Origin of the sequence: Microcystis sp. M_OC_Ca_00000000_C217Col (assembly GCF_007095585.1) — a bacterium.
In the GTDB taxonomy this organism is placed as follows: domain Bacteria; phylum Cyanobacteriota; class Cyanobacteriia; order Cyanobacteriales; family Microcystaceae; genus Microcystis; species Microcystis panniformis.
On the sequence record NZ_SFBV01000098.1, the window covers coordinates 1 to 25,702 of the forward strand.

Annotated in this window: 25 protein-coding genes and 3 pseudogenes; 19 read left to right on the forward strand and 9 right to left on the reverse strand. The window is 42.6% G+C overall.

The features are described 5' to 3' along the window. From EWV66_RS24015 to EWV66_RS05525, 7 genes and pseudogenes are all read left to right on the forward strand, one after another. Positions 1–108 (forward strand): annotated as a pseudogene (locus EWV66_RS24015) (Uma2 family endonuclease); the annotation flags it as partial. Between the two features lie 532 nt (positions 109–640). Continuing rightward, entirely contained in the window at positions 641–1,456 is an 816-nt protein-coding gene (locus tag EWV66_RS05500; RefSeq protein WP_052275762.1) for a Cof-type HAD-IIB family hydrolase, read from the forward strand. A gap of 147 nt (positions 1,457–1,603) precedes the next feature. Continuing rightward, positions 1,604–2,338, forward strand: coding sequence for a dienelactone hydrolase family protein (locus EWV66_RS05505; protein WP_052275761.1), 735 nt, complete (start codon positions 1,604–1,606; stop codon positions 2,336–2,338). 96 nt (positions 2,339–2,434) lie between these two features. Beyond that, positions 2,435–3,292: a S1 RNA-binding domain-containing protein gene (locus tag EWV66_RS05510; protein WP_052278385.1), complete on the forward strand. Its 858-nt coding sequence runs from the start codon at positions 2,435–2,437 to the stop codon at positions 3,290–3,292. 390 nt (positions 3,293–3,682) lie between these two features. Further along, the gene (locus EWV66_RS05515) at positions 3,683–4,540 is read left to right on the forward strand and encodes a DUF6671 family protein (protein WP_287107275.1); all 858 of its coding nucleotides are present in this window, start codon (positions 3,683–3,685) and stop codon (positions 4,538–4,540) included. 13 nt (positions 4,541–4,553) lie between these two features. Beyond that, entirely contained in the window at positions 4,554–5,213 is a 660-nt protein-coding gene (locus EWV66_RS05520) for a class I SAM-dependent methyltransferase (RefSeq protein WP_002763008.1), read from the forward strand. A gap of 25 nt (positions 5,214–5,238) precedes the next feature. After that, a complete protein-coding gene (locus EWV66_RS05525; protein WP_052275759.1) occupies positions 5,239–6,108 on the forward strand; it encodes an NAD(P)-dependent oxidoreductase in 870 nt (289 codons plus the stop codon). Between the two features lie 441 nt (positions 6,109–6,549). On the opposite strand, the gene EWV66_RS05530 is transcribed toward EWV66_RS05525, so the two are convergent. Both EWV66_RS05530 and scpB read right to left on the reverse strand, forming a co-directional pair. Next, a complete protein-coding gene (locus EWV66_RS05530; RefSeq protein ID WP_002735620.1) occupies positions 6,550–6,900 on the reverse strand; it encodes a DUF760 domain-containing protein in 351 nt (116 codons plus the stop codon). A 134-nt stretch (positions 6,901–7,034) separates the two neighbouring features. Continuing rightward, complete coding sequence (scpB, locus tag EWV66_RS05535; protein WP_081417800.1) at positions 7,035–7,553, reverse strand: SMC-Scp complex subunit ScpB; 519 nt, start codon at positions 7,551–7,553, stop codon at positions 7,035–7,037. Positions 7,554–7,614: 61 nt separating this feature from the next. Between scpB and EWV66_RS05540 the strand changes: the two genes are divergently transcribed. The 4 genes from EWV66_RS05540 (at position 7,615) to EWV66_RS05555 (ending at position 10,945) form a co-directional block, all read left to right on the forward strand. Continuing rightward, positions 7,615–8,427, forward strand: coding sequence for an inositol monophosphatase family protein (locus EWV66_RS05540; protein WP_052275758.1), 813 nt, complete (start codon positions 7,615–7,617; stop codon positions 8,425–8,427). Between the two features lie 59 nt (positions 8,428–8,486). Then, a complete protein-coding gene (locus EWV66_RS05545; protein WP_002763001.1) occupies positions 8,487–9,251 on the forward strand; it encodes an ABC transporter ATP-binding protein in 765 nt (254 codons plus the stop codon). Positions 9,252–9,754: 503 nt separating this feature from the next. After that, on the forward strand, positions 9,755–10,426 hold the full coding sequence (locus EWV66_RS05550) for a hypothetical protein (protein ID WP_002768564.1): 672 nt from the start codon (positions 9,755–9,757) through the stop codon (positions 10,424–10,426). A 12-nt stretch (positions 10,427–10,438) separates the two neighbouring features. Next, the gene (locus EWV66_RS05555) at positions 10,439–10,945 is read left to right on the forward strand and encodes a hypothetical protein (protein WP_002768563.1); all 507 of its coding nucleotides are present in this window, start codon (positions 10,439–10,441) and stop codon (positions 10,943–10,945) included. Positions 10,946–11,017: 72 nt separating this feature from the next. On the opposite strand, the gene ndhD1 is transcribed toward EWV66_RS05555, so the two are convergent. Continuing rightward, entirely contained in the window at positions 11,018–12,601 is a 1,584-nt protein-coding gene (gene ndhD1, locus EWV66_RS05560) for a photosynthetic/respiratory NAD(P)H-quinone oxidoreductase subunit D1 (RefSeq protein ID WP_287107274.1), read from the reverse strand. A gap of 527 nt (positions 12,602–13,128) precedes the next feature. After that, positions 13,129–13,866, reverse strand: coding sequence for a phycocyanobilin:ferredoxin oxidoreductase (locus EWV66_RS05565; RefSeq protein ID WP_287107273.1), 738 nt, complete (start codon positions 13,864–13,866; stop codon positions 13,129–13,131). A 175-nt stretch (positions 13,867–14,041) separates the two neighbouring features. On the opposite strand from EWV66_RS05565, the gene EWV66_RS05570 reads away from it, so the two are divergent. Beyond that, positions 14,042–16,354, forward strand: coding sequence for a transglutaminase TgpA family protein (locus tag EWV66_RS05570; protein ID WP_287107272.1), 2,313 nt, complete (start codon positions 14,042–14,044; stop codon positions 16,352–16,354). 70 nt (positions 16,355–16,424) lie between these two features. On the opposite strand, the pseudogene EWV66_RS05575 reads toward EWV66_RS05570, so the two are convergent. Both EWV66_RS05575 and EWV66_RS05580 read right to left on the reverse strand, forming a co-directional pair. Further along, a pseudogene (locus EWV66_RS05575) lies at positions 16,425–16,691 on the reverse strand (Txe/YoeB family addiction module toxin). Next, a complete protein-coding gene (locus EWV66_RS05580) occupies positions 16,685–17,002 on the reverse strand; it encodes a type II toxin-antitoxin system Phd/YefM family antitoxin (RefSeq protein WP_287107271.1) in 318 nt (105 codons plus the stop codon). The pseudogene EWV66_RS05575 and the gene EWV66_RS05580 overlap by 7 nt, the downstream one beginning before the upstream one ends. 318 nt (positions 17,003–17,320) lie before the next feature. Here EWV66_RS05580 and EWV66_RS05585 point away from each other — a divergent pair, with 318 nt between their 5' ends. From EWV66_RS05585 to EWV66_RS05595, 3 genes and pseudogenes are all read left to right on the forward strand, one after another. Further along, positions 17,321–17,569 carry a hypothetical protein gene (locus tag EWV66_RS05585; protein ID WP_052275753.1) on the forward strand — a complete coding sequence of 83 codons (249 nt, stop codon included), beginning with the start codon at positions 17,321–17,323 and terminating at the stop codon, positions 17,567–17,569. Next, positions 17,556–17,957: pseudogene (locus tag EWV66_RS05590) on the forward strand (putative toxin-antitoxin system toxin component, PIN family); the annotation flags it as partial. The gene EWV66_RS05585 and the pseudogene EWV66_RS05590, both read left to right, overlap by 14 nt. A 908-nt stretch (positions 17,958–18,865) precedes the next feature. Next, entirely contained in the window at positions 18,866–19,330 is a 465-nt protein-coding gene (locus tag EWV66_RS05595) for an SRPBCC family protein (protein ID WP_002762988.1), read from the forward strand. Positions 19,331–19,403: 73 nt separating this feature from the next. Here the strand turns inward: EWV66_RS05595 and EWV66_RS05600 are convergent, their stop codons facing one another. Then, complete coding sequence (locus EWV66_RS05600) at positions 19,404–19,607, reverse strand: ssl0294 family protein (protein WP_002762986.1); 204 nt, start codon at positions 19,605–19,607, stop codon at positions 19,404–19,406. Positions 19,608–19,677: 70 nt separating this feature from the next. Between EWV66_RS05600 and EWV66_RS05605 the strand changes: the two genes are divergently transcribed. From EWV66_RS05605 to EWV66_RS05620, 4 genes are all read left to right on the forward strand, one after another. Further along, positions 19,678–20,193, forward strand: coding sequence for a DUF1499 domain-containing protein (locus EWV66_RS05605; protein ID WP_287107269.1), 516 nt, complete (start codon positions 19,678–19,680; stop codon positions 20,191–20,193). A gap of 37 nt (positions 20,194–20,230) precedes the next feature. Continuing rightward, positions 20,231–20,728, forward strand: a complete 498-nt coding sequence (locus EWV66_RS05610) for a DUF427 domain-containing protein (RefSeq protein ID WP_004163102.1) — start codon at positions 20,231–20,233, stop codon at positions 20,726–20,728. A 199-nt stretch (positions 20,729–20,927) separates the two neighbouring features. Next, positions 20,928–21,809, forward strand: a complete 882-nt coding sequence (locus EWV66_RS05615; protein WP_287107268.1) for a 4-hydroxybenzoate solanesyltransferase — start codon at positions 20,928–20,930, stop codon at positions 21,807–21,809. Between the two features lie 100 nt (positions 21,810–21,909). After that, on the forward strand, positions 21,910–22,149 hold the full coding sequence (locus EWV66_RS05620; RefSeq protein ID WP_016514583.1) for a DUF6737 family protein: 240 nt from the start codon (positions 21,910–21,912) through the stop codon (positions 22,147–22,149). Here the strand turns inward: EWV66_RS05620 and EWV66_RS05625 are convergent. After that, positions 22,114–24,414, reverse strand: coding sequence for an ATP-dependent helicase (locus tag EWV66_RS05625; RefSeq protein WP_052275751.1), 2,301 nt, complete (start codon positions 24,412–24,414; stop codon positions 22,114–22,116). The genes EWV66_RS05620 and EWV66_RS05625 overlap by 36 nt on opposite strands. 297 nt (positions 24,415–24,711) lie before the next feature. Further along, positions 24,712–25,686: a tRNA lysidine(34) synthetase TilS gene (tilS, locus tag EWV66_RS05630; protein ID WP_072923532.1), complete on the reverse strand. Its 975-nt coding sequence runs from the start codon at positions 25,684–25,686 to the stop codon at positions 24,712–24,714. Positions 25,687–25,702 lie beyond the last annotated feature (16 nt).

The following is a 25,702-nucleotide window of genomic DNA, read 5'->3' on the forward strand; positions in this document are numbered from 1 at the left end:
CCGAAAACTAAACTCTATGAATTTTTAGCCACTGCTAAAGAGGATGAAGTGAGGGCAGAAAAGAATTTAAGAGCATGGCTTGTTAGTCAACTAGCTAAAAATAATTAACTAGGGCAGTTTTTGAGGTAATTATGGTGACATTTTATCTAGAGTTAAATACTAACGTTTCTTGTCAGGCTGATAATTTCTTTTCCCAATTTAATATTGTTTTATTCGTGTATCCAAATGTTCGGACTGTTGCATTTAATCCCATGCCTTCCATCCTAGCTTTCAATACTTTGACAATTTTCGAGGGATTTCGCTAGAATACAGAAAGCGGTAAAGCGCGTAAGGGATCACGGAAACCTCCCGCTCCTTTGTACCTCGGAACAAATATCGCCCTTGAAAATGTAATGGTGACGGGTCAAGCAGGATAGAAGCTTAACGGCTAAGGTCAAAACAGCCCACAAATAAAATTCAGATCCGTCCGCCGCCGGGCAGTCGGTAGACGTTAAACTAAAACGCTTGTGGATTCGGTCTGACGGGGGCATAGTCTTCCGATTGTGTCTAGTTAAGAGGAGTAGAAGCAAGAATCTCCAGTCACAGCGTAGCTTGACGGCGAGAGTGTCAATAACTGTTGACTGTTGAATGGGAAAAGACTGTGGATATTCGCTTAATCGTTGTTGATGTGGATGGAACGATCGCCGGGGATAACAATCAGGTTAATCCGGCTGTGGTGCAAGCTGTCTCGGCCGTCCAAAAAAAGGGAATTCCCGTCGCTATCGGCACTGGTAGGATGTACCGCTCGGCTTTACGCTTTCATAAACGCCTTAAATCGACTTTACCTTTAATTGCTTACAATGGCGCTTGGATTCAAGATCCTGTTTCCCAAGTTCACCATCGACATACCCCTATTTCCCCCGACTTGGCGATCGATCTTTTAGATTATCTCGAACAACCCCAATGGAAGGAGAAAATCTCCCTTAATTTTTATATGGACGATGTGCTTTATGTGCGGCAATTAAATGCGGAAACCGAATTCTATCGGCAGCGATCGGGTATTATTGCCGAAGCAGTGGGAGATTTACGCAAAGTTGCCCACAAAACCACTAAAATCCTGGCCATGGGGGAAGATAAGCAATTTATCGCCGAGATTTGGCATCATTTACAGCAACGCTATCAAAATCAAGATTTATACTTTACCCAATCGAGTCCGACTTTTTTTGAAGTTACCCACGTTGAGGCTACCAAGGGAAGCGCCACCCAATTTTTGGCCGAAGATATCCTAGGATTACAACCGCAAAACGTTATGGCGATCGGTGATAATTTTAATGATGTTTCTATGCTCACCTATGCGGGTGTTGGTGTCGCCATGGGTAATGCTCCCCAAGCCGTTAAGGATCAAGCCGATTGGGTTGCCCCCAGTGTAAACTTAAATGGGGTGGCTGCGGCCTTGGAAAAGTTTGTTTTAATTTGAGGAATGGGGGAATGGGGAAGTGGAGAAATGGGGAGATGGGGAGATGGGGAATTGGGGAATTTCAACTAAAACCCTACAACCCTAAGACCCTACAACCCTACAACCCTACAACCCTAACACCCTAAAACCCTTTTCATCGAGAAAATTATGACTATTAATACGCAAACTGTTACGATTCCTAACAAAGATATTGACATAGATGCCTATTTAGCCATTCCGGATCGGGTGGGAATTTATCCAGCAATTATCGTAATTCAGGAAATATTCGGCGTAAACGACCATATTCGCGATGTCACCCGCAGAATTGCCCAAGAAGGCTATATAGCGATCGCTCCTGCCATTTATCAGCGATTCGCTCCTGGTTTTGAAACGGGGTACAGTATGGAAGATATTGAAATCGGTCGTCAGTACAAAGAACAAACCAAAGCAGCCGAATTAATCAGCGATATCCAAGCCACCATCGATTATCTTTATAGTTTGCCACAGGTGAAAAAAACCGGTGTCGGCACGATCGGTTTTTGTTTTGGTGGTCATGTGGTTTATCTTGTCTCCACTCTAGAGGATATCAAAGTTAGTGCCTCTTTTTACGGTGCGGGAATCACCACGGGAACCCCTGGGGGTGGTCAAGCGACAGTGAAGGTGACTCCCCAAATCAAAGGGACAATCTACGCATTTTTCGGGATGTTAGATGCGAGTATTCCTCAAAAGCAAGTGGATGAGATAGAAAACGCATTAATCCGTTATCAAATTCCTCATCGAGTTTTCCGCTATGAAAATGCCGACCATGGCTTTTTCTGCGACCAAAGGGCTAGTTATAATGCTAATGCGGCCAAATCTGCCTGGGATCATGTGCTAGAGTTATTTAGCCTTCTTAAATCTTAATGGTCTGACCCCTCAAGCTTCAGCTTACACTGGAAGCAGATCGAAATTATACTTGTAACCATTCTATTTATCATGACACCGAACCCAGCCTTTTCCATGGACGATTTTGCCAAAGCTCTTGATCAATACGATTATCAATTTGAAAAAGGGCAGATCGTGCGCGGGAGAGTCGATCAACACACCTCCGATGGAGCATTCATCGATATTGGCGGCAAATCCTCCGCTTTTATTCCTTTAAGGGAAATTTCCCTGGAAAATGTTATTTCTATTGCTGAAGCTTTACCCATAGGTGCAGAATTCGATTTTCTGATTACCCGTGGACAGGACGCGGAAGGACAAGTTACCCTGTCTCTGCGGCAATTATTACTACAAAAAGCTTGGGAAAATGTCAGGGAAATCTCTGAAAGTGGCAAGTCGGTGCAGCTGCGCGTCACGGGGGTGAATAAGGGGGGAGTGACGGGAGAGGTGGAGGGATTAAAAGGATTTATCCCTCGCTCCCATTTAATCGAAAAAAATGATTTAGATTCCCTGATCGGACAACTTTTAACCGCAACTTTTATTCAAATCGATCAAGAAAATAATAAATTAGTTTTATCTCAGCGAGAAATTGCTCGCGCTAACGCTATCAGTCAATTAGCTGTGGGTAAATTATTAAGTGGCACCGTGGTTAAATTACAACCCTACGGTGTCTTTGTCGATTGCGGTGGAGTGACGGGATTACTCCATGCTAAACAGGTGACAGGAGCCTCTTTTAATTCTCCCATGACTTTCTTTAAAGTTGGTCAAGCAATTAAAGTGGTAGTCGCGGAAATTGACGAATATAAAAATCGCATTTCCCTATCCACAAAAATCCTCGAAGCGCACCCCGGCGAAATTCTCGAAAACTTTGCAGAAGTCATGGAAACAGCAGCAGAAAGATTAAAACAAGCTCAGGAAAAAACCCCAGCAACTTAGTGTAGGGTGGGTTAGGCGACAATAACTTAGATATTTTACCACCTATTTAGTATTCGCCGTAACCCACCATCAGTTATCAGTTATCAGTTATCAGTTATCAGTTATCAGTTATCAGTTATCAGTTATCAGTTATCAGTTATCAGTTATCAGTTATCAGTTATCAGTTATCAGTTATCAGTTATCAGTTTTAAGTGGACAGTTAGCGTAGGGTGGGTTAGGCGACAATAATTTAGATATTTTACCACCTATTTAGTATTCGCCGTAACCCACCATCAGTTATCAGTTATCAGTTATCAGTTATCAGATGTGAGTTTTAAGTGGACAGTCTTAAGTAGGAAATTGCCGTTTTCTTTTCGCTGATTGCTGTTTTTTACTTTTTCCTTGATCAAGATGTTTCAAGAAAAGATGTTTCAAGATCGGATAGCAATTTTAGGGACTATGCACGGAAAAGAGCGGGTGATTGCACCGATTTTAGCGCAAGAAATAGGCCTTAAGGTGATTGTACCCGATAATTTTAATACCGATCGCTTTGGCACTTTTACCCGGGATATTAAGCGCATCGGGACACAAATTGAAACCGCTCGCAGGAAGGCACAACAAGCGATCGAGCTTTCGGGATACGATATCGGAATTGCTAGTGAGGGTAGTTTTTATCCCTATCCCCACTTGCCGCTAGTTTCCTGTAATCGTGAATTGATTTTATTGCTCGATCGAGTCCATAATCTAGAAATAATTGGTCAAGCAATAGTCACGGAAACTAATCACGCTCACCAAACTGTAACTAATCTAGCAGCTGCTTTAGAATTTGCCGAAAAAATCGGCTTTCCTAGTCATGGTTTAGTGGTGATGTTTGATAAAAATTCTCTCGACTCCGAGCAGATTTTTAAGGGAATTACTGACGAGAAAAATTTCGTTAAAATTGTTGAAGATATTCTTGACAAAAACGGCAAGGTACACCTAGAAACCGATATGCGTGCTATGCACAATCCCACGCGGATGAAAGCAATTGCAGCTGCGACAGCAAATCTGGTGCAGAAACTTAATCAATTATGTCCTAATTGTGGTTGTCCGGGGTTTGATATTATCGAAAGAACATCGGGTTTACCCTGTGGTTTATGTCACTTTCCCACCTCTTTAATTAAACTGGAACTATACGGTTGTCAAAGGTGTGATTATCGAGAGGAAAAACTCTTTCCCAACGGTCAAAAAACTGCCGATCCGATGTATTGTGAATATTGTAATCCTTAAGGATAGCTTTTCTATGGAAAGAATTTTAGAACCGGAAGTAATGGATGATCGGGAAGAAGCGATCGAATATGATGCCATGGACTTCACCGAAGTTAATACTAATTTTGCTAAAGAAGCCGTACAATTGGCCGGTATTAATGCTAGGGTATTAGATGTGGGAACCGGTACTGCACGCATTCCGATTATGCTCTGTCAACTGCGTCCCCAATGGCAAATTATCGCTATTGATCTGGCCGATTCTATGTTAGAAATTGGTCAAAAAAATATCCTGAGTGCTAACTGTCAAGAACAGATCAAATTAGAAAAAGTTGATGGAAAAAATCTTCCCTACCAATCCGAGCAATTTGATTTAGTTATTTCTAATAGTTTAATCCACCATCTCGAAAATCCTCTGCCTTTTTTAAGGGAAATTAAGCGAGTTTTAAAACCCAATGGTGGCATTTTTTTAAGAGATTTATTCCGTCCCGATTCCGAGGAAATAATCCAGGGGATGGTGAGGGAAATCGATCCTAATTTTTCTCCCCGACAAGCGCAACTATTTAAGGATTCTCTCCAGGCCGCTTTTACCCTAGCAGAAATCGAAGATTTAATCCAGCAATCGGGATTAAAAAATGTTAAAATTTATCAGTCTTCCGAACGTCATTGGACAGCCATAAAAACCAGTAAAAACTAATCACTAAATCAGGTAAAATTAAGTTATGAAAGTTGGAATTTTGGGAACGGGATTAATGGGAACGCCAATGGTAGAAAGATTATTAAATCAGAAAATTCCTGTTATTGCCTATAATCGCACCTTGGAAAAATTGACACCTTTACAGCAGTTAGGAGCCAAAACAGTTAGCTGTTCCGAGCAAGTCATTCAAGAGGCAGATTGTCTGATTTTAATGTTAACTAATGCCGCCGCTATCCAAGAGGTTTTAGGATTAAATTCCGAGCAATCTAACTTTAATAATCGGACTATTATCCAGATGGGAACTATTGCTCCTTCTGAAAGTAAACAACTGCGAGATCAAATTGTGGCTAAAGGGGGAGAATATCTAGAAGCACCCGTGTTAGGAAGTATTCCCGAAGCTAAAAATGGGACTCTCTTAGTTATGGTGGGAGCAACAGAAAAACAGTTTCATCAATGGTCAAATTTATTAGCACATTTTGGTCAAGAACCGATGTTAATCGGGGAAGTGGGAACCGCATCGGCGTTAAAATTAGCTTTAAATCAATTAATTGCCTCTCTAACCAGTGCTTTTGCTTTGAGTTTAGCTTTTTTATCCCAGCAAGGAGTAGATCTAGAAAAGTTCATGACTATCCTGCGTCAAAGTGCCTTATATGCGCCTACTTTTGACAAAAAATTAACCAGAATGTTAGAAGAAAATTATGCTAACCCTAATTTTCCCACTAAACATTTACTCAAAGATGTCAATCTCTTTTTAGAGGAATCGGAGAAGTTAGATTTAACCACTTTTCCCCTAACAGGAGTACAGAGCCTTCTGGAAAAAGCTTTAGAAATGGGATTAGCAGAACAAGATTATTCAGCTTTATACGAAGCGCTGAAAAAAGAATTAAGTAGGTAGGCGTTAAAAATTATCAGACACCCCCCTTATCAAGCGTAGGGTTGATTCATGAATCAACCCTACCTTATCAAGGGGGGGCAGGGGGGATCGAACCTAAAATCCATTTTTAATTTAATTATAACCAGCTACTTATAAACCGCTTGGCAACATCAAAAAGACTCTTTTTGGTTTGTCTAGTCGGACAACTGATAGGAGAAAAACTGGTAAAAGGCTTTAAATTTTCCTTAAGCTTTGTTGAGGTGGCCGGAAGAGGGGGTTAGAGTGGGAAGTGATGGAATTTTGGGCATATTTTCCTATGACGCTGACTGAATTTGGATTATTAGCGGGTTTACTTGTCCCCGGTATCCTGCTCTCGATTTTAGTGATGGTGAGTTTTGCCAAAGGGGGCTAAAAACCGATAGAGACACCGATGAAAGTGTCTCTATCTTTTTGGGGTGAAGATTAATCTATTTTTGGTTTTTTGCCTAATTTAATTGATTCTGTAGCTAACAAAATTGATTCTAAATGATGGCGCTTCTCCACTTGACCGAGGAAATAACCCGTCATCATCGCTGAAGCGAGAAGATTAGCCAAATTCTCGCGGTCGGTGGTAATTTGTACCGCAAAATCCTCTGAGGGCAGCATTCCCACCAATCCCCTGACGTTTTGCGAGATAATATCCTTAATTTCGCTACTGACGGATTGGGCTATTCTCTCAAGGGTTTCAGGATGCTGCTGCTGGAGATACTGCATCAGACAGTTATCATTTTGTTCTTCGGTTTCCCAGGGAAAAAAATCAGGATTAAAAGTCATCAGAACTCCCACGCTGTAGTGGTTATTAGATTTAGGTTAACAAATCGCTCTTCTTGATTGCCTGAAGTCCCCCCCATCTTCTTCAAGTTTAGCTCAGTGATCAAACATTCACCCTTAATATACTCTCTCTCTCCTTATTCCCGATCGGTAGCTTCCAGAATACCCTGTTCTCTAAGATTGTCAACCTCGAAATATTGATGAAATTTATCGGTTAATTCTAACCAGTACGATCTACCTTCATTTTGCTTGCGTTTTCTCACAAATCCTCGTTCTACCAAGTCCTGAACCTGTTGATAGGCCGTACTGCCTCGTAAATTAATTAAATCCGCTTGTAAAATCGGTTCTTTTAGTGCGATCGCTGCTAAAGTACGGAGGGTTCCTGTGCCTAATTCGGCCGGGATCAGGTCTTCGATCAAATTCTGATAAGCTGACCGCAATTGTAAACTATAACCGAGGGGGGTTTCCACCACTTCCAAGGCACTATCCCGGTGTGCATAATCGGACATTAACTCGATCATGGCATCTTCCACCGTCAAGCGATCGCTGTTGGTTAATCTCACCATCTCGGTTAAGGGGACAGGCTGCCCTTTTAGGTAAAGTATCGCTTCTAGACGGGTAGCTAGTCTGATCTCCTGGTGGGCTTCCGCGCTCAATCTCGACTACCTAAGTTTAGACAATGATTTAATATTCTACTAGAAGACGAACGAGAAAATTATGGAAACTTTTTGGAGTCAGGTTTTAGACTTTTGTTATCAGGCTACCGAGCAGGTGGGCGATCGCCTAGTAGCTGATTTTGGCAAATTACAGGCCACCAATAAAGCAGACGGGACTTTAGTGACGGCTGCCGACCGTTGGTCCGATGGCGAATTGCGATCATTAATTGCCCGCACTTTCCAGGATCATGGAGTCCTAACCGAGGAAACTACCCATATTTTCCCGGATCAAGAATGGTGTTGGGTAGTGGATCCAATCGACGGTACAACTAATTTTACTCGCGGTATTCCCATCTGGGGCATTTCCCTAGGACTTCTCTACCGGGGGACTCCTGTGTTCGGATTTGTTTATCTCCCCTGCCTGAAACAGGCCTATTATGGTTATTGGTACGGTGAGACGGGTTTAACCGGTCCAGAGGGGGCCTACTGCGATGGTCAACCGATTCACACCAGCGACGATTTTCCCAGCAAAAATCATCTGTTTAATCTCTGCGCTCGTAGTACAGGTGTATTTAAAAACCCCTTTCCCTGCAAAGTGCGGATGATAGGAGTGGCTAGTTATAATCTGCTTTTGGTTGCCGATGGCACGGTTTTGGGAGGAGTGGAAGCAACCCCGAAAGTCTGGGATATTGCTGCGGTTTGGGCAATTCTACAGGCCGCTGGCGGAGTATTTATCTCTTTAGGAGAAAAGATTTTTCCCTTGCAGGTGGGGGAAAATTATAGCGATCGATCCTATCCCTGTTTAGCCGTGGCTCGATCGAATTTAGCGCCGGTTTTCTTGCCTCTAGTCGGTTTTCTCAAGGATGTTGCTTGAATGGAGAATTGCTCAGGTTAGAATAGCTGCATTTAATGGTTTTATCTCTATATTATTTCATGAGTTTTGATACTTCCTCTCTCAGCGAACGCAACGATAAAGCCGAAGTCTATCAGCCAGTAATTATTCGCCTCGAAAATGTATCTAAAATCTACGGCAGTGGCGAAACCATGGTTAAAGCCCTTAATAACATCAATTTGAGCCTGAAAAAAGGGGAATATTGCGCTATTATGGGGGCATCGGGTTCAGGAAAATCCACGGCCATGAATATTATCGGCTGTCTTGATCGTCCCACCTTGGGAGCTTATTATCTAGAAAATCTGGACGTTTCCACGCTGCCGGATGGGGATTTAGCCCAGATTCGCAATCGCAAAATCGGCTTTGTTTTCCAGCAATTCCATCTTTTACCCCAGATGAGTGCGCTAGAAAATGTCATGTTACCGATGATTTATGGTGGGGTTTCTCCCCAAGAAAGAAAGGAAAGAGCGATCGCTGCTTTAACGAAGGTAAAATTAGATAATCGACTGCACAATAAACCCAATCAATTATCGGGGGGACAACAGCAGCGCGTCGCTATTGCTAGGGCAATTGTCAATCAACCCATATTATTACTTGCTGATGAACCGACGGGGGCGCTAGACTCAAAAACTACCCAAGAGGTGATGGCTATTTTCTCGGAATTGAATAACAGTGGCATTACTATCGTGATGGTAACTCACGAGGCTGATGTGGCGCGTCACTCTCAGCGCATTATCTGGTTTAAGGATGGTGAAGTGGTTTATCCTAATCTCGCACCGACGGATTTACATGAGGTGATTGGGTAGGGTGGGGATTTTTCAGTTATCAGTGAACAGTAATCAGTAAACAGTGAAAAGAAAACGACAACTTCCTATATAACTGATTCAAAGCTGATGGCTTACTGCTATAGGTTTGAAACTATTTAACTATTGTTACCTCAGTTTTTGTTTAAGTCTCAATAGTCGCTATTTGAGCAAGGATTACGCAATTAAAAATAGCTGACTTCGTTGTTCAGTTCGCCAAGATTATTGATGCTCGCTACAGTTAAGAATTAAGAAGTAATCGGGTTATGGCAAATCATTGGAGCGGACAAATATGATATTTTAGATTTAAGTTGAGAGTGGCGATTGCCTCTTGATTAAGTCGTTAGGTCGCTTTAACTCTTAGTAGTGATAGTGTCCGTCAAGTTATTTTTTAGTGTGATCGATACTGATTGATTCATTAGGAGGTTTAGCTTGTCGAATGCTATCTCGTTCCGTTGATTTGGGAAGACTCAAGTTATAGGGATATCTGCTTCGGAGGTTGAATTATGCCAGGGATGCGAAGGGCGGATCGCCGAGATTCTAATAGTGATAATGAGCGCAACAATCCTCGCTCTCGGCAGCCAGAGCCACCCTCTTATCATGAACTGAAACAGCAGCGAGATAATGCTAGAGGTGATAAGTTTTTGTTGCAGCAGGAAAAAGCTCAATTGCAGCAACAGCTTCAGACTTCACAGCTTGCAGTTGATGAATGGGAGCAGCGTGCAACGCAGAATAATCAACTCTATCTTAGTGAGCAGCAAAGATATCAGCAAACTCTTTGTCTTTATAACGAAGAGAAGGCAAAAACTGTTGAATTAATAGCCAAATATCAAGAAGCAGATGCCCGGCGGACGCAATATCTGACTCTGTATAATGAAGCCCAAGAGCTGCTTAAACGAGAAAGACGCTCAAAGGCTGGCATCAAGGGTTGGGAAACTCGCCGTAAAATTGAAAATGAGCGTCTAAAGCAGGAAATTGCTGAAATGGTTGTTCTACTGCGTGAATCGTTGGCAAGCAAGGATGAGGCGGTGAATAACCTTTATGCTTTAGCAGAGCGTATGGATAGGATTCAACAATTAGTTGATTCGGTAGAAGTGGAATCTACTGGTAATCCAGTTGGTTTGCTGCAAAAGCTCAAACGCATTTGGCTTGCCATTAAAGATATCCTTTCTGAATAAAGGAGATTTTTCATGAGTCAAGAGTTAACACCTGCTCTAGAGCCAAAGCGTAAAGGCACATTGGGGGAACAAGTTCGTAAAATTGCCGATCAGCTTCAACAAGATACTGAATTGCAGATTAAAGCGACCTCTCGTATACTAGGAGCCGCCGCTCAGATTAGTGAAAATCACGATCAACTTATTCGTGAGGTTGTTGATATGGTTGAGGAAGATCTAGACAACCAAGCTTGCGTTTATCAGACAATCAACTTCACTGTTGATACTCTTAAGCAGCAGTTTAGAACGCTAAATGAAGCTAAGTATTATTTTGGATTAAAAGCTAATAGTTGGGCAGCTCTTGCTAATAAACTCAACAATCTATCTACTCAAGACTCGATGCCTATTGATTATGACAAGAATTCAATATCAAAACGCTTTGATGTGATTGAAGGTGAGATCAGAGCTATGCGTTCCGAAATAAGTCAGATATTGTTTCTGTTAAAGCTACTTATTCCTGATAAGTCCTCTCTTGATCAATAATGTGGTGGGTTACGGCGAATTTTTAATTATTGGTTAACTGCTTAACTTGTCGTCGCCTAACCCACCCTACATTTAAATTTCGGGTGCTTTTAGGGAATAAAGGGAGAAACTAGGGGTTTTCACTTTAGCCTGTTGCACTAAACTGGGGACAGAATTACGCGCTAGGGCGGTTAATTTATTGGTAGTAGCATCGTAAATCGTCGTGGCCACTTTGGGATAGAGTCCAATGCCGATAATTGGCACTAATAGAGAAGCGATGATAAAGACTTCCCGGGGTTCCGCATCGACGAGGGCATGGTGTTCTTCTAATTCCTTATTTTCCGGCCCGTAGAGAATTTCTCGCAACATGGACAAGAGATAAATCGGGGTGAGAATGACACCGATAGCCGCTAAAAAGACGATGATGACGCGGAAAGTGGGACTATAGGCATCACTGGTGGCAAAACCGATAAATACCATTAATTCCGCCACAAAACCGCTCATCCCGGGCAAAGCCAGGGAAGCGAGGGAACAGGTAGTCCACATGGCAAAAACTTTCTTCATTTTCTTGCCGACACCGCCCATCTCGTCTAACATCAGGGTATGGGTGCGATCGTAGGTACAACCGACCATAAAGAATAAACTCGCCCCAATCAGTCCGTGGGAAATCATCTGTAACATCGCCCCGCTGGTACCAATATCGGTAAAGGAAGCCATGCCAATCAGCACAAATCCCATGTGAGAGATGGAAGAATAGGCAATTTTGCGCTTAAGATTGCGTTGGGCAAAGGAGGTTAAGGCGGCGTAGATAATATTAACTACCCCTAAAATCACCAAAACGGGGGCGAAAACGGCGTGAGCATCGGGTAACATCCCCATATTCATCCGTAAGAGCGCATAACCACCCATTTTAAGCAAAATTCCCGCTAGTAACATATGGGCGGGGGCGGTGGCTTCGCCGTGGGCATCCGGTAGCCAAGTATGGAGGGGGAAAATCGGCAGTTTTACCCCGTAGGCAATCAGGAAACCGGCGTAGAGGAATAATTGCAGTTTCAGGGGGAAGTCTTTACCAGCAATAGTCACCATGTCAAAGGAGACGGTATCGCCATAAAAAGCCATCGTCAGCGCCGCTACAAGGATGAATAGGGAGCCTCCGGCGGTGTAAAGGATAAATTTGGTGGCCGCGTAGAGACGGCGTTTACCGCCCCAAATAGAGAGGATGAGATAGACGGGGACCAATTCTAATTCCCAGACGAGGAAGAACAGTAACAGATCCTGTACGGCAAACACCGCAATCTGTCCCCCGTACATCAACAGCATCAGGAAGTAGAATAGTTTCGGTTTAAAAGTCACCGGCCAAGCCGCTAAGATAGCCAGAGTGGTGATAAATCCCGTTAAGATAATCAGAGGCATGGAGAGGCCATCGGCTCCTAAGGACCATCTTAGGTCAATTTCGGGCAACCATTGGTAACTTTCCACTAATTGCAGATTGGGATTAGCGAAATCGTAACTGCTATAGAAAGCGTAGATAATTAGGGCAAAGTCGATTAATCCCACCGTCAGAGCAAACCATCTCACGGTTTTACCGTCTTTATCGGGAATTATGGGAACTAATAAAGCGGCGACGATGGGAAAAAGGATGATGGCAGTTAACCAAGGAAAGTTCGTTAGATTCATCGGCTGTTTTAAGTAGTTGGACAAAAGTAAAGTTAACTGTGGGGTAAGGAGTCAGGAGTCAGGAGTCGGTCGTCAGTAAGAATTGCGGCAATTTACATTTCTTAAGATAGACAACAGAATTTATGTCCGACTTTTTAATATTTATTTAATCGTCAGAATCGAGAAATTAAGCTACGGCTTTTTGGTGGTTTTACCTGGGAAAACCGCTTTTTTTCTCTTCTTCTCGCGGTTACAGTTAACTGTACCTAAATCAATCTAGCAATTATTTTCCTGTCTTTGTCTATTAATATTGTTAAGTTTCAAGAGACTTCTGGCCTAATTAATTTTTAAGAGTTCAAAAATGGGAAAAATAGCGATGAGGTTGCAGAAAATCTCTAAATAAGTGGGTAGGTGTTAAAAATTGTCGGCTCCCCCCTTATTAAGGATAGGGTTGATTCATGAATCAACCCTACGATGAATCAACCCTACGATGAATCAACCCTACGATGAATCAACCCTAGTAGCAAGGGGGGAAGGGGTAGTTCAGTTTAATCGGGCAGATCAAAGAGAACGCCCGTCATATAACGCTCTGCCCATTCCCAACCGAAGGCTTTTTCTAGTACACGCCGAGTTTTATCGTTTTTTTGCTGTTGACTACAATAATCCCGTTGTCCCTGTAAATAAATGCGCGCTTCTTCCCCGGAAAGAGGCTGACTTTCCTTAGCACATTTGCAGTGAATTGTCAAGAAATCTGTAACTCTTTGTAAAAATTGTCGTTCCTCGGCGGCGGTTTCGGGTCGAATAAACAGACAATATTGGGAGAAAATATGACCCCAAGGCGGTAAATCACGAGCTTGGGCGAAATCAGCCCCAGGTAAAGCCGCTAAAGCCTGATTATAGGCACTAGGGAGAGTTTTATCGCTACTGGTGGGAGAAAGATCCACAATAGCGGCACTGATTCCCGCTTTGCCGGAGACTATATCACATCCAAACATCGGCAGCGGATATTCTGAACGGGGGAACATGACACAGTGGAGAATATCCAAACTATTGCCCAGTTTAGCCAGTTCTAGGTGCATTTTGCGGAACTGGGGAGTTTGATAGCAGCGATTCTCGATAATTAATTTTTCCCCTTCTAAACGTCCCTCCACATAGCCTAAACCTTCGGGTAACTCAAAGGGCGACAAATCAAGATAATTTTCCCAGTGGGACAGAATTGCTGTGGCTAATTGTCCAATCAGGGGATGAAGTAACGGTAAAATTTCAGGGTTGGTAACGGCTATCATAGGTCAGTTATCAGTTATCAGTTATCAGTTATCAGTTATCAGTCATCAGCTTTTTGCTCCCTATCTCCCGTCTCCTGACTCCTGACATCTAAAATCCACTTTACCCCATGGAGCGATCGAGATTAAAACTGGGAAATATAAAATTAACTTCTTTGTCCTTCTCCCAATTTACCCTATGGTTAGCAGTGCCGCTCGTCCAAGACCTTCCTTAAAAACCCTCTGGCAAAAGATAGAATCTTCTCCCTTGCCAGAAACCGAGGAATCGATTATTTTAAGAATTCTGGTGCAAGCTTTAGTAATCGTCGGTATTATCGCCACCGATGTGGCTACTGATAGTTATACCAGTATTTGGGCCGTTCCTCTCAGTATTATCGGCGGAATCTGGAGTTGGCGACGCAGGAAAAAGCGCAATATTGGGGCAAAATTCTGTATAGCGATCGGAATGTTGGTAGTGTTGGCGCTATTCTTGGGTAATATCGTTGCGATGCAGGATAGTCGCATTGCTCTAACACAATTATTAATTCAATTACAAATTCTCCATAGTTTTGACCTGCCCCGACGCAAAGACTTAGGTTATTCTATGGTAATCGGTTTAATTCTCTTGGGAGTCGCCGGGACAATCTCTCAAACCCTTGCTTTTGCGCCTTGGTTAATCCTCTTTCTGCTTTTATCCCTACCTACCCTAGTTTTAGACTATCGTTCTCGTTTAGGTTTAGATAATCTCAATCAGAGTCTCCCTTTCTTGGCAAAGAAACCCCCCCGTCTAGCTACAAAAAAATTAGTTTCCCCACAAAATTCTCCCCTTTCTCCCAAACGTTTCGGGATTTTCTTTCTGACAATTGTCCTCTTGGGATTGACAATTTTTGCCCTGATGCCGCGTTTTCCTGGTTATCAAATTCAATCTTTTCCCGTCAATAGTCCAGGAGGTATGGAAAATCAGGATTTTGAACAGGGAGACCGACAAATCGTTAACCCCGGCTATGTGCGCGAGGGTGAAACGGGGAATGGTGGCGTAAATGGCGGTAATAGTCCCACTACAGGGTCAGGACAGTTAGATTCTACCTTTTATTACGGTTTTAACAGCCAAATCAACCAAAATTTGCGGGGAAGTATGACTCCCCAGACAGTCATGCGGGTACGTTCTCAAGCTCCCGGATTCTGGCGCGCCATGGCCTTTGATCGCTATACTGGTCAAGGGTGGCAAATCTCGCGAGATCAAGAATTAGAGGATTTAAATCGCAGTAGTTGGTCCTATCGCTTTTTTGTGCCGCTACCTGCAACCCAAGCCAAAACCCATCAGGTAGTCCAAACTTACAGCATTGTCTCCAGTTTACCGAATATTATCCCTGCTCTTACTTCGCCCCAGTTTCTCTTTTTTCCCACTCGACAGGTATCTTTAGACCGAGAAAATAGCTTAAGGTCGCCGGGAGGATTAGCAGAAGGGCTAACTTATACTGTAATCTCACAAGTGCCGGAACGCAATCGCAGCCAACTGCGATCGGCTCCAGAAACCTACCCTAAGTCTATTCTCAAGCATTATTTACAAATTCCTGCCGAAATTGCCCCGAAAGTCCGCCGAAAAACCGAGGAATTGCTGGCCAAATCTCCCAAACCTTTAACCTCTCCCTACGAGAAGACCCTATATTTAGCCCAAGCATTGAAGCAAAACTACGAATTAAAAACCGATTTGCCCTTTTTAGCCGAAAATGAGGATTTAGTCTCGGCCTTTTTATTTCGTTTTCAGGGGGGTTACGCCGATCATTTTTCCACCGTGTTAACGATTATGTTACGCTCGATCGGTATTCCTGCCCGATTAGCCACTGGTTTTGCCCCTGGCCAGTTTAATCCTTTCACTGGCTTTTATGTTGTCCAAAATACGGACGCTTACGCCATCACAGAGGTGTTTTTCCCCGGTTACGGTTGGTACAATTTCGATCCTATCCCGGGCCACGAATTAATTCCCCCATCCTTTGAGCAAGCGGAACCTTTTAGCGTCCTCAAGCAATTTTGGCAATGGGTAGCCGGATGGTTGCCCTCTCCAGTAACGGGTTTTCTCGGTCTGATTTGGGAAAATGTTATCGTTACTATCGGTCAGTTATTGGCCTGGTTATGGCGCTTTATTTCCGGCAGTCTTTTCGGGGGAATTCTCGGTGGTTTAGTGGGGGTCGTCTTCGCTTACGCTGGTTGGTTAGGATGGGGACAGTTCCATCGTTGGCGTCGGGGTCGCAAGTTAGCAAAACTACCACCAATCGAGCGTTTATACCAGCAAATGTTAGGAATCTTAACAGAAGCCGGTTATGGTAAACATCCCGCTCAAACCCCTTTAGAATACGCCGCCGCCGCCCGCCGCGTCCAACCGCCGCCAGTGGCGAATATTATCGAGGAGATTGCTCGCGCCTACGTTGATTGGCGTTATGGCGGGAAATCGGCTAATATCGAGAGTTTACGCCAACGTTTTCGAGAATTTGTCAAGTTGGTGAAAAAGTGAGCTTGAGCCTATAGTTAGGGTTTGCCGAAAAAGTTTTTCAGCAAATCCTAGATTTAACGATGTCTTAACGCTATTCATAATGTGTCCACATCCGCAGGATTTTAACTATACCCTCAGATTGAATAACTTCGTACACAAGACGATGCTGAATGCTTATTCGCCGAGAGTACACACCATTCAAATCTCCCACTAACTTTTCCTAAGGCGGGGGATTTTGGAATGGATTGACCTGAAGAATGTCAAGTAACATCTGCGCTTTATTTTTTAAATGACTAGAATTAAGCTTCTTAGCGTCTTTCTGCGCCTGTTTGGTGTAAACCAATTTCCACCTCACCATTCTAGCTCCTCAGCACATTCTTCAACCGGCGTTGCCAGTCCCTCCCGAATTGATTCTCGCATCCCCGGAATTGAGAGGAGATATAACGTTTCTTGTACCGATTTCCAATCCCCTTGAGATAGCAAAACTGCATTACCATCGCATCCCTCAATAATAATGGGTTCGTGGGAAACAGTCACTGAATCAATCAAGTCCTGCAACTTTTGTTGAGCCTCATTAACTGGGATCATAAATCCTCCTAATTGTTTTCTACCAGTGCCGAAAGAAAATCCTCCGATAATCCTAGCGCCAATTACCCAAACCTGACTCAAGCTATAACCAATCTTTACAAAAAATTTTTTCCCGGCGCTTATACTGTCGGTGCTGGTTTTTCGCAACCAAAGTAAATTACAGATATTAAATTGAGAGTAACTAAACTTGACAATCAGTTTAACAATGCGCTAGAGTAACTGAAACTTCTAGACTGTAACGCTGGCGGAAGGGAGGCTATTAATTTCGACTAAATTTCTTTAAGTACCTAGGCAAAATTATTTACACATGACGATCATTGCCCCGTAAGGGTTTTAGCTCGATCGGGCAGGTAATTAATTTTGCATGACTACTTACTACTAAACTAAGAAAATATAATTATGACAAACTATCAAACAGAAATCCGAATCAAAGTTCCTTTAGATGTTGCTGAAACTTATTGGAATGCAACGGAAGAAGAGCGTCAAAAAATAGAGAAAAAAATCGCTTTTTATGTTCAATCTTCAAATTTATCTAGAAAAGAATCTCTGGACAAATTATATAAAACTATGGATAATATTGGACAAAAAGCACAAGAGAGAGGATTAACCCCTGAAATTTTAGAATCTCTCTTAAATGAAGATGACTAGACGCTTTGTTATCGATACCAATATTATTATCAGTTCTGTTTTATCGCCCAAGAGTAAACCCAATACTGCTTTTAAAAAAGCGCAACAATTAGGAATCATTATCGTGTCCTCTGCCACTTGGCAAGAACTGGAAAGCGTCTTATCGCGACCAAAATTTGGCCGCTATATTAGTCTTGAAGAACGTCAACAATTTTTATTAGACTTTTCGGAAACTGTGGAATTTATTTTAAATATGGAATTCAGAACGGATATTTGCCGAGATACTAAAGATAATAAATATTTAGAATTAGCCGTTAATGGTCAAGCAGAATCGATCATTACAGGAGATCAAGATTTACTCATTTTACATCCTTTTCTGTCTATCAATATTGTTACAGTTAATGATTTTTGGCTCTTCTCGACTTTGTGTGATAATTTTTGCTTATGTAAGGTTAAATGCTTACTGGGCAAGACTTTTAGGACTATTTTGAAAGAAGAAACTATCAGTATAGACCTCGTTTACACATCAACAAGTAAATTAATTAGGGCTCTTCGGTTTGTGTTATGCAATGGACGGGGGTTATAAGGGATGGAACCCTTATAGAGAAAGGCATTTAGCGATTTTTGTCAATTGGTTTTGCTCTAGAGCGAACTAATCAATTAAGTCTCTTGCCAGATAAGGATTTAGTCGATTTATGCCCCCCCTATCGAACCATAACAAGTAACGAAGAGCCCAATATTGTTACAGTTAATGATTTTTTATTCAACAAGTAAATTAATTAGTGCTTGCTAACTATCAGTCAAATCCTTTTGTAGTCAGGCTTCCAGTAATATTCAGCCAACCCTCGTTAGGGTCCGGAGATTGCTCGCGCCTACGTTGATTGGAGTTATGGCGGGAAATCGGCTAATATTGAGAGATTACGCCAACGTTTTCAAGAGTTGCTCAAGCTAGTGAAAAAATGAGCTTGAGAGCAGTTATCTTAATGATGAGGTAGGAAGTTTTCGTTTTGGGGAGTCGATCGCCGGTCGTCCATAGCAAATTAGGTTACACTTCATCTTGATGAGAAAGGCTATAAACAAGACTATGTTAAGAAATGTAACCAAGTACAAAACCCTTACTGTTGCCTTGTCTGCACAGTTAACTTTATTTTTGTCCGACTACCGATAATTCTCAGCCAGTAATTTAAGTAGGGAGGCACAATTATTTGTAGGATGGGTTAGCGGTAGCGTAACCCATGCAGGCGTTGGGTTTCATGCTTCAACCCAACCTACGTTCATCTTATATTTAATTCCAGCCAGTAATTTATAAGCAGATCAATGTCATCTTGTCAAGTATTTGAACAATCAATTCAGATTAAAGCTAGTGCCACGACGGTGGAGCGTTGTATCACGGATTTAGAGTTAATGCGTCGTTGGTTGAATCCATTGTTAGTTTGTGAACCTATCGGGGATTGGAAGACCGATATCGGTGGGAGAAGTCGTTTTTTGATTCAAATTCCCCTAATTCAGCCAACGCTAAAAAGTACGGTGATTGAGAGGGAACCGGGGTTAATTGTCTGGCAATTTGAAGGCTTTTTTCGCGGATGCGATCGCTGGGAATGTCAACCCAATGATGGCGGCACTTGTCTAATCAATCGTTTTGAGTTTGCGATTCCTAATCCGGTTGTGGGGTGGGGATTCCAGCAATTCGCCGCCAAATGGACTAAAAAGGATATGGAAGCGCAATTAAGACGCTTAAAACGAGTAGCCGAGGAAATTTATCTACTTTCAGCAACAAGTTAAGCTGATGGGGTGGTAAGCGGGGGGTTTTGGGGATGGGAGAATACCCTCACCCCCAACAGCTAACCCCTGATCCCTAATCGATCGAGATCGACTGGGGACCGTTGCCATTATCCTGATTATTGTCGTTAAAACTGACTAATCCCTGCTGTTCTAACCATTTTTTGAGGGGATCGTCCGAGAGTTTCAAGCGCAGTAATCCAGAGGCAAAACCACCGAAAAAAGCGATCGGTTGTTGAATCAGTTCTTTAACAACGGGTTGTAATTCATCGAGAAACATCTTATTCTATCTCCTGATATTGTCACACCTATCAATGTTAAGTTAATTGAAGTGATTCTGTAAGACTAGCATGACTGAAACTCCCAACACGGTGAAAAAATCTTTCCGGCTAACCCCGTTTATTTTCCTAGGAATACTGCTCATCTGGCTAGGAATTAGGTTAATTGCTCCCGATAGCGTTAGTTTATTCGCCGGTACTCGTCCCGATTATTTGGGAGTCAGGGAGGGTAAACTGGCTCCTTGTCCGGTCACTCCTAATTGTGTTAGTAGTCAGAGTCAGGATCAGGCTCATGCGATCGAACCCCTTAGTTATCAGGGTAGCGGGGAAAAAGCGATCGAGCAATTAGCTAAAATTATCGCTTCCCAACCGAGAACTAAAATTATTAACCAAGATAGTAACTATCTCTACGCCGAATTTAGCAGTCAATGGATGGGATTTGTCGATGATCTGGAATTTTCTCTTAATCCTAGCAAAAATGCGATCGATGTTCGCTCGGCCTCCCGCTTAGGAGAATCGGATTTAAATGTCAATCGAGAACGAGTGGAAACCCTGAGAAAACTCTTTTCAGTGAGCAGTAAACAGTAAACAGTGAACTGACTCGGAGAATACGATAAGAAAAATTATGTTTCGTCCCCAACCGATACCAGCAAAAGCAGGACAGGAATCCGTCTGGGATTATCCTCGTCCCCCGCGCCTAGAATTATCACCTAAACACCTAAAAATTATCTTTAATGGCGTGATAATTGCCGATACTAAAAGCAGTTATCGAGTTCTAGAAACCAGTCATCCCCCAGTTTATTATCTACCGCCCCAAGATATTAAAATGGAATACCTGCAAGCCACAGCAGAAAAGTCTTTTTGTGAGTGGAAAGGTCTAGCGGGATATTACAATATCACTGTTGGCGACCAACAGGCAATTAACGCCGCTTGGTATTATCCAGACCCGACACCAGAGTTTCAGGCAATTAAGAATTATCTGGCTTTTTATCCTGCCAAAATGACCGCTTGTTATGCCGACGGTGAATTAGTACAACCGCAACCGGGCAACTTTTACGGGGGATGGATAACCTCCGATGTGGTTGGTCCATTTAAAGGCGTTCCCAATAGTTGGGGCTGGTAATCCCGTTAAGTAAGTAGGGTTTGCTGAAAAAGTTTATTGGTGGAGTCAGGAGTCAGGAGCCGGTCGTCAGGAGATTATTTTTATTTATTCTTCCCACACCCTACACCCCACACCCCACACCCTACACCCTACACCCTACACCCTACACCCCACACCCCACACCCCCTTAACTCCTAGTTTCTACTTTTTACGAGAAATTATGACTATATCCCAACCCGATCTAGAACCCACTTGGATGACGATTATTCGCCTCTTGCGCTGGGATAAACCCGCAGGTAGGTTAATTTTGATGATTCCCGCTTTATGGGCGGTATTTTTGGCGGCAGACGGTGTGCCACCGCTACCCTTGATCGGGGTGATCGTTTTGGGAACTTTGGCCACTAGCGCCGCCGGCTGTGTGGTTAACGATCTTTGGGATCGGGATATCGATCCACAAGTCGATCGCACTCGTAACCGTCCTTTAGCGGCCAGAGCTTTATCGATCAAGGTTGGTTTGATTATCGCTCTGATTGCTTTCTTTTGCGCCGCAATTTTAGCTTTATATCTGAATTTCCTGAGTTTTTGCCTATGTGTGGCCGCCGTTCCCTTGATTATCTGCTATCCCCTCGCCAAGCGTTTTTTTCCTGTACCCCAATTGGTTCTTTCTCTCGCTTGGGGTTTTGCCGTTTTAATCTGTTGGAGTGCCGTCACCGGGTCGTTAAATAGCAATACATTTATATTATGGGGAGCGGTGATTTTTTGGACATTGGCATTTGATACTATTTATGCTCTGTCCGATCGAGAGGATGATCTCAAGGTTGGTATTAACTCCAGTGCCATATTTTTCGGCAAATACGCCCCGGAAGCCGTGGGGGTCTTTTTTGCCCTAACAGTGGGTTTATTGGCTTGGGAGGGGCAAAAAATGCAGTTATCAGCCTCTTTTTGGCTAGGGTTGGGTCTAGCGGCGATCGCTTGGTGGCGTCAATACCGGCTGTTACGTCAATCGGATTTACCTAAACCAGTTTATGGTCAAATGTTCGGCCAAAATGTTTGGGTCGGTTTTATTTTATTAGCGGCTATGATTGGGGGAAGTTATTTTTAAATAAGTAAATCGAGTAATGTTTTACTCTTTCGGTCTTCCCAAGCGTTTTTTAAGCTCGATCGCTCTAAAATTGAGTTAGTAAATTACCGAACCTTAACCAATGTCTAACTCGAAATCTAGTAGCGTTTGGGATCACAAACCCCGTTGGTGTCAACCTTGGTCGATTTTATTGACAGGAATTACCCTGATTGCCGGCTGTTGGTTTTTAACTCAGCGTCTCTGGTTAACTCTACTCCTATCTATTCCTATACTCCTCTGGTGGTTTGTCTTCCTAATTCTTTATCCGCGGACGCTGCAGCAACAGTTAAACACAGAAAGAATCGGGGAAAGCATTGATTAAAACAGGAAAGACAGGACAGGGATTTTTATCCTGTAATTGACTACTTTCATCTCCGCGAAAAGTGTTCCAACGGAAGGGAGCTTTTTTTTCACTCGACATCCATAAAAGTCTTTTTGCTCGCGTCATCGCTACATACAAAAGTCGGTATTCTTCAGCTTTTTTAAGTTGTCCAGCTTCTAACCAAGCGCTTAAAGGTGGGGGAATAATTGGTATGCTGTCGGGGTTTAAATAGCGTTGATGAACCGCTGCTCGAATTTGCGCTCGTGCCACTTCTGCGAGGGTAAAATCTCCCAAAAATTTCGCCCCATTGGGAACCCAAGGTTTGCCGGGGATAATATCTTCATGAAGAAAGGGAATAAAAACATAATCCCAGTCTAAACCCTTGGCTTTGTGCATAGTAATAATAGTCAGTTGTCCGGGACGAGTATAACAATCGTCGTTATCTTCTTCCACTCCTTCAAAGCGCTCAGAGGCGATAATTTCATTAAGGGTATTAATTGTATTTTTCAGAGAACTATTACCAGCAGTTTCCTGATAAATACGGGCGGTTAATTTTTGCAATGTGGCTAATTCTGACCCCGAATATTGGAGAGTCATAGCGAAAAAAGACAGGAGTTGATAATGGGGTAATTCTAATCTAGCTTTTAGTAAACTGCAACAATAACGACGGGCGATTTTTTCGTTAGATTTCAGTTCAGGATCGAGGGGAGTGGGATAAAGAAATTGTTCGGGATAGGTAACTAAAGGATTTAAGTCTTGGGCAGTAATTAAACCCCTAAATTGTAGCACTTCTAAAGCCGCTTTGAGATAATCGGGAGAGTGGGGACGTTCGACAAAAGCTAATAGTTTCAGCATTTCGGCGGGAATTTGGGAAAAGCGATCGATCTCGTTAGCTTCAAAAATTCTGATTTGATAACTTTTATAAAAATGGGCGAATTTTTGAGCAAAAAAGTGTCCTTGTCGATTTTCTCTAACGAGGATAGCGGCATTATGTTGAGGATTTTCTTGGAGTAATTTAACTAGACGTTTTTCAATTAATTCTACTGTTTGATAAATGTCATCGGGTTGATAAATTTCTAATCCTTTTCCCTCTTTAACTGGATTAGGTTGGGGATCTTCAGCACCGACGGGAAGAATCGCTTGAACCCGAAAAGGCGCCTCGGTAACTTTATGATTATCTTTTCCCTGTTTCCAATCTCGATCGACCCATTGTAACACTAAATTAGCAGCTTCAATAATTTTAGTATTGCTGCGACCTGCTTGGTTCATAGTGGATAAATTGCCTTCGTTTTGACAACTTTCACAAAACCAATTAAAGTAAACAGGATCGGCGGGAGTAAAGGTAGAATTAATCGCTTGATTGGGATCGCCGACGCGAATTAAATTAGGTATTTCTCCGTCATTATTTTTTGCTAAAATAGTAATTAGTTTTTCTTGGAGAGGACTAGAATCCTGCGCCTCATCTTCAAAGACTCCAAAGACAGATTTTTGCCATTGTCGGCGAATTTTTTCTTCCTCTAATACTCGCAAGGCTCCTAAAATCATGTCATCATAATCTATATAGTTTTTCTGACGCATCAGGATTTCATACTGTTCGTACAAACCACTAGCCATAGCGAGAATTTGATAATTATCGTCGGTATAGTGGCTTAATTCCCAGACTTGCTGCGGTGATAATCCCGAACTTTTTAGCTCATGAATGGCCGCATAAGCAAGACTAGGTAAAATTTCGGTTCTCAGCACCGATTGACGGCGTAATCTTTCGGTTTCTTCCCCATCAAATTCTACTCCTTCTAATAACTTTTGATAACGAATTGGATCGGCAATTAGCCATTTTTCCACCGAGTTTCTAATAATTCTGTGGCTAGGAGTCGGAATAACTAAGGTAGAAGATTCGAGGTCTAATGCCGATAATTCTGGGTAACGACGGGCCAATTGTAGGGCCAGTCCGTGCAGAGTTTGAACGCTAAAACCTTGAGCAGAAAGCTGTAAATCTTGCAAGCGTTGTTTAATTTTAGCTTTAATACTAGCGGCAGCCGAGCGGGTGTAGGTGACAATAATTAACTGTTTTTTAGCGTGCAGTTGCTCACGAGCAATAACCATAGCGGCAGCTACTGCTAAACTGTGAGATTTTCCCGCTCCCGGCACCGCAGAAATGGCCATTTTTCCCCCTTGCCAATCGGCTAATTCCTGTTGTCCGGCGCGTAGTTGTTGCCGGAGATTTACCAGTAAATTTTCTCGATTAATTACTTTAGTTTCGCTCATTATGCCCCGCCAATTTTATTCTTAGTTTAATTGTATTACCATTTTAGTTTCTTCTTAAACCAATTGCTGTAAAAGTTAGCTAGAGATAACTAGAATGGGGAGATGGGTTTTTTCAGTGAACAGTAAACAGTAAGCAGTAATCAGTGAAAAGAAAGTAGCGAAGGGGGTTGGGTTTCATGCTTCAACCCAACCTACGTTCATCTTATATTTAATTCCACCCACCCACTTAATCAGTGAAAAGAAAGTTTTCACCTAACACTGTCCACTTAAAACTGTAATCTGATAACTGATAACTGATCACTGATAACTAATATATAGCCAATTTTGTTGTACTTCTACCCGAATTTTGCCGGTTAAGGAAGAAGTGGCATTGCGATTAACACCAGTAATGAGATTAACCACTGACTCAACTTCGGCAAAATTAGGCGATGATGGTAAATATTGAGCTAAAAATAAACGAATCACTCGTCTTTGTATCGCTAGAGGTAAAATTTGTAAAGGGGAGCGATCGAGTCTTTTTTGATCTAGATCAATAACCTGACGAAAAATATCCCGGGCAATACTATCTAAATAATCGCTTTCTGCTTCCAAAATTTCAGCAGTTTGGGCGAGATGTTTTTCGATTTGGGGATTTAAATTAGTTTGCAGGTAGGGTAATAATTCCTGACGGATGCGATTGCGAGCATAGCGTAAATTCTCATTAGCTCGATCATACCAGATCGGTAATTCTCGACTTTGACAAAAAGCGAAAGTTTCCCCGCGAGTGACATTTAAGAGGGGACGGACTAAAAAAATATCTGGGGTTAAACTTGTCAACCAAGTTAAGGCAGAAAGTCCATCACTACCCGCCCCGCGCGTGAGATTATAAAGAAAAGTTTCCGCTCGATCGCTCCTCGTGTGTGCCGTGAGAAGATAATTAAAACCCTGTTCTTGGGCGATTGTTTGTAAAGCTTGATAACGCCATTGTCTTGCTTTGGCTTCTGTTTCCGCCATGGGGGGTGCAGTGGCAATATAAACGGGTAATTGCCAAATTTCGGCGATTTTCTGCACATGATCCACTAATCCTCCGTCGTAGGACCAACGGTGATCACAATGAGCGATCGCTAGTTGCCAACCCCAACGAGAGCGCAAATCCAGCAATAATTGACCTAAACAGAGGGAATCCTGACCCGCAGACAATGCCACTAACAGAGACGCATTTTTAGGTAGTAATTGTCCCTTTTTCACCGTGGTTTCCAGACGAGTATGGAGAGGTGTCCAAAAATTAGCCAAAATTTTTAGATTTATT

Excerpts from the sequence above, each read along its gene's own strand:
- EWV66_RS05600 (WP_002762986.1), bottom strand. The coding sequence starts at position 19,607 with ATGTTTCTCGATGAATTACAACCCGTTGTTAAAGAACTGATTCAACAA.
- EWV66_RS05515 (WP_287107275.1), top strand. The coding sequence starts at position 3,683 with ATGTTTCAAGAAAAGATGTTTCAAGATCGGATAGCAATTTTAGGGACT.
- EWV66_RS05530 (WP_002735620.1), bottom strand. The coding sequence starts at position 6,900 with ATGACTTTTAATCCTGATTTTTTTCCCTGGGAAACCGAAGAACAAAAT.
- EWV66_RS05595 (WP_002762988.1), top strand. The coding sequence starts at position 18,866 with ATGTCATCTTGTCAAGTATTTGAACAATCAATTCAGATTAAAGCTAGT.
- ndhD1 (WP_287107274.1), bottom strand. The coding sequence starts at position 12,601 with ATGAATCTAACGAACTTTCCTTGGTTAACTGCCATCATCCTTTTTCCC.
- EWV66_RS05585 (WP_052275753.1), top strand. The coding sequence starts at position 17,321 with ATGACAAACTATCAAACAGAAATCCGAATCAAAGTTCCTTTAGATGTT.
- EWV66_RS05555 (WP_002768563.1), top strand. The coding sequence starts at position 10,439 with ATGAGTCAAGAGTTAACACCTGCTCTAGAGCCAAAGCGTAAAGGCACA.
- EWV66_RS05540 (WP_052275758.1), top strand. The coding sequence starts at position 7,615 with ATGGAAACTTTTTGGAGTCAGGTTTTAGACTTTTGTTATCAGGCTACC.
- EWV66_RS05550 (WP_002768564.1), top strand. The coding sequence starts at position 9,755 with ATGCCAGGGATGCGAAGGGCGGATCGCCGAGATTCTAATAGTGATAAT.
- EWV66_RS05605 (WP_287107269.1), top strand. The coding sequence starts at position 19,678 with ATGACTGAAACTCCCAACACGGTGAAAAAATCTTTCCGGCTAACCCCG.
- EWV66_RS05625 (WP_052275751.1), bottom strand. The coding sequence starts at position 24,414 with ATGAGCGAAACTAAAGTAATTAATCGAGAAAATTTACTGGTAAATCTC.
- EWV66_RS05620 (WP_016514583.1), top strand. The coding sequence starts at position 21,910 with ATGTCTAACTCGAAATCTAGTAGCGTTTGGGATCACAAACCCCGTTGG.
- EWV66_RS05505 (WP_052275761.1), top strand. The coding sequence starts at position 1,604 with ATGACTATTAATACGCAAACTGTTACGATTCCTAACAAAGATATTGAC.
- EWV66_RS05520 (WP_002763008.1), top strand. The coding sequence starts at position 4,554 with ATGGAAAGAATTTTAGAACCGGAAGTAATGGATGATCGGGAAGAAGCG.
- EWV66_RS05565 (WP_287107273.1), bottom strand. The coding sequence starts at position 13,866 with ATGATAGCCGTTACCAACCCTGAAATTTTACCGTTACTTCATCCCCTG.
- EWV66_RS05570 (WP_287107272.1), top strand. The coding sequence starts at position 14,042 with ATGGTTAGCAGTGCCGCTCGTCCAAGACCTTCCTTAAAAACCCTCTGG.
- EWV66_RS05615 (WP_287107268.1), top strand. The coding sequence starts at position 20,928 with ATGACTATATCCCAACCCGATCTAGAACCCACTTGGATGACGATTATT.
- EWV66_RS05545 (WP_002763001.1), top strand. The coding sequence starts at position 8,487 with ATGAGTTTTGATACTTCCTCTCTCAGCGAACGCAACGATAAAGCCGAA.
- EWV66_RS05610 (WP_004163102.1), top strand. The coding sequence starts at position 20,231 with ATGTTTCGTCCCCAACCGATACCAGCAAAAGCAGGACAGGAATCCGTC.
- EWV66_RS05525 (WP_052275759.1), top strand. The coding sequence starts at position 5,239 with ATGAAAGTTGGAATTTTGGGAACGGGATTAATGGGAACGCCAATGGTA.
- EWV66_RS05510 (WP_052278385.1), top strand. The coding sequence starts at position 2,435 with ATGGACGATTTTGCCAAAGCTCTTGATCAATACGATTATCAATTTGAA.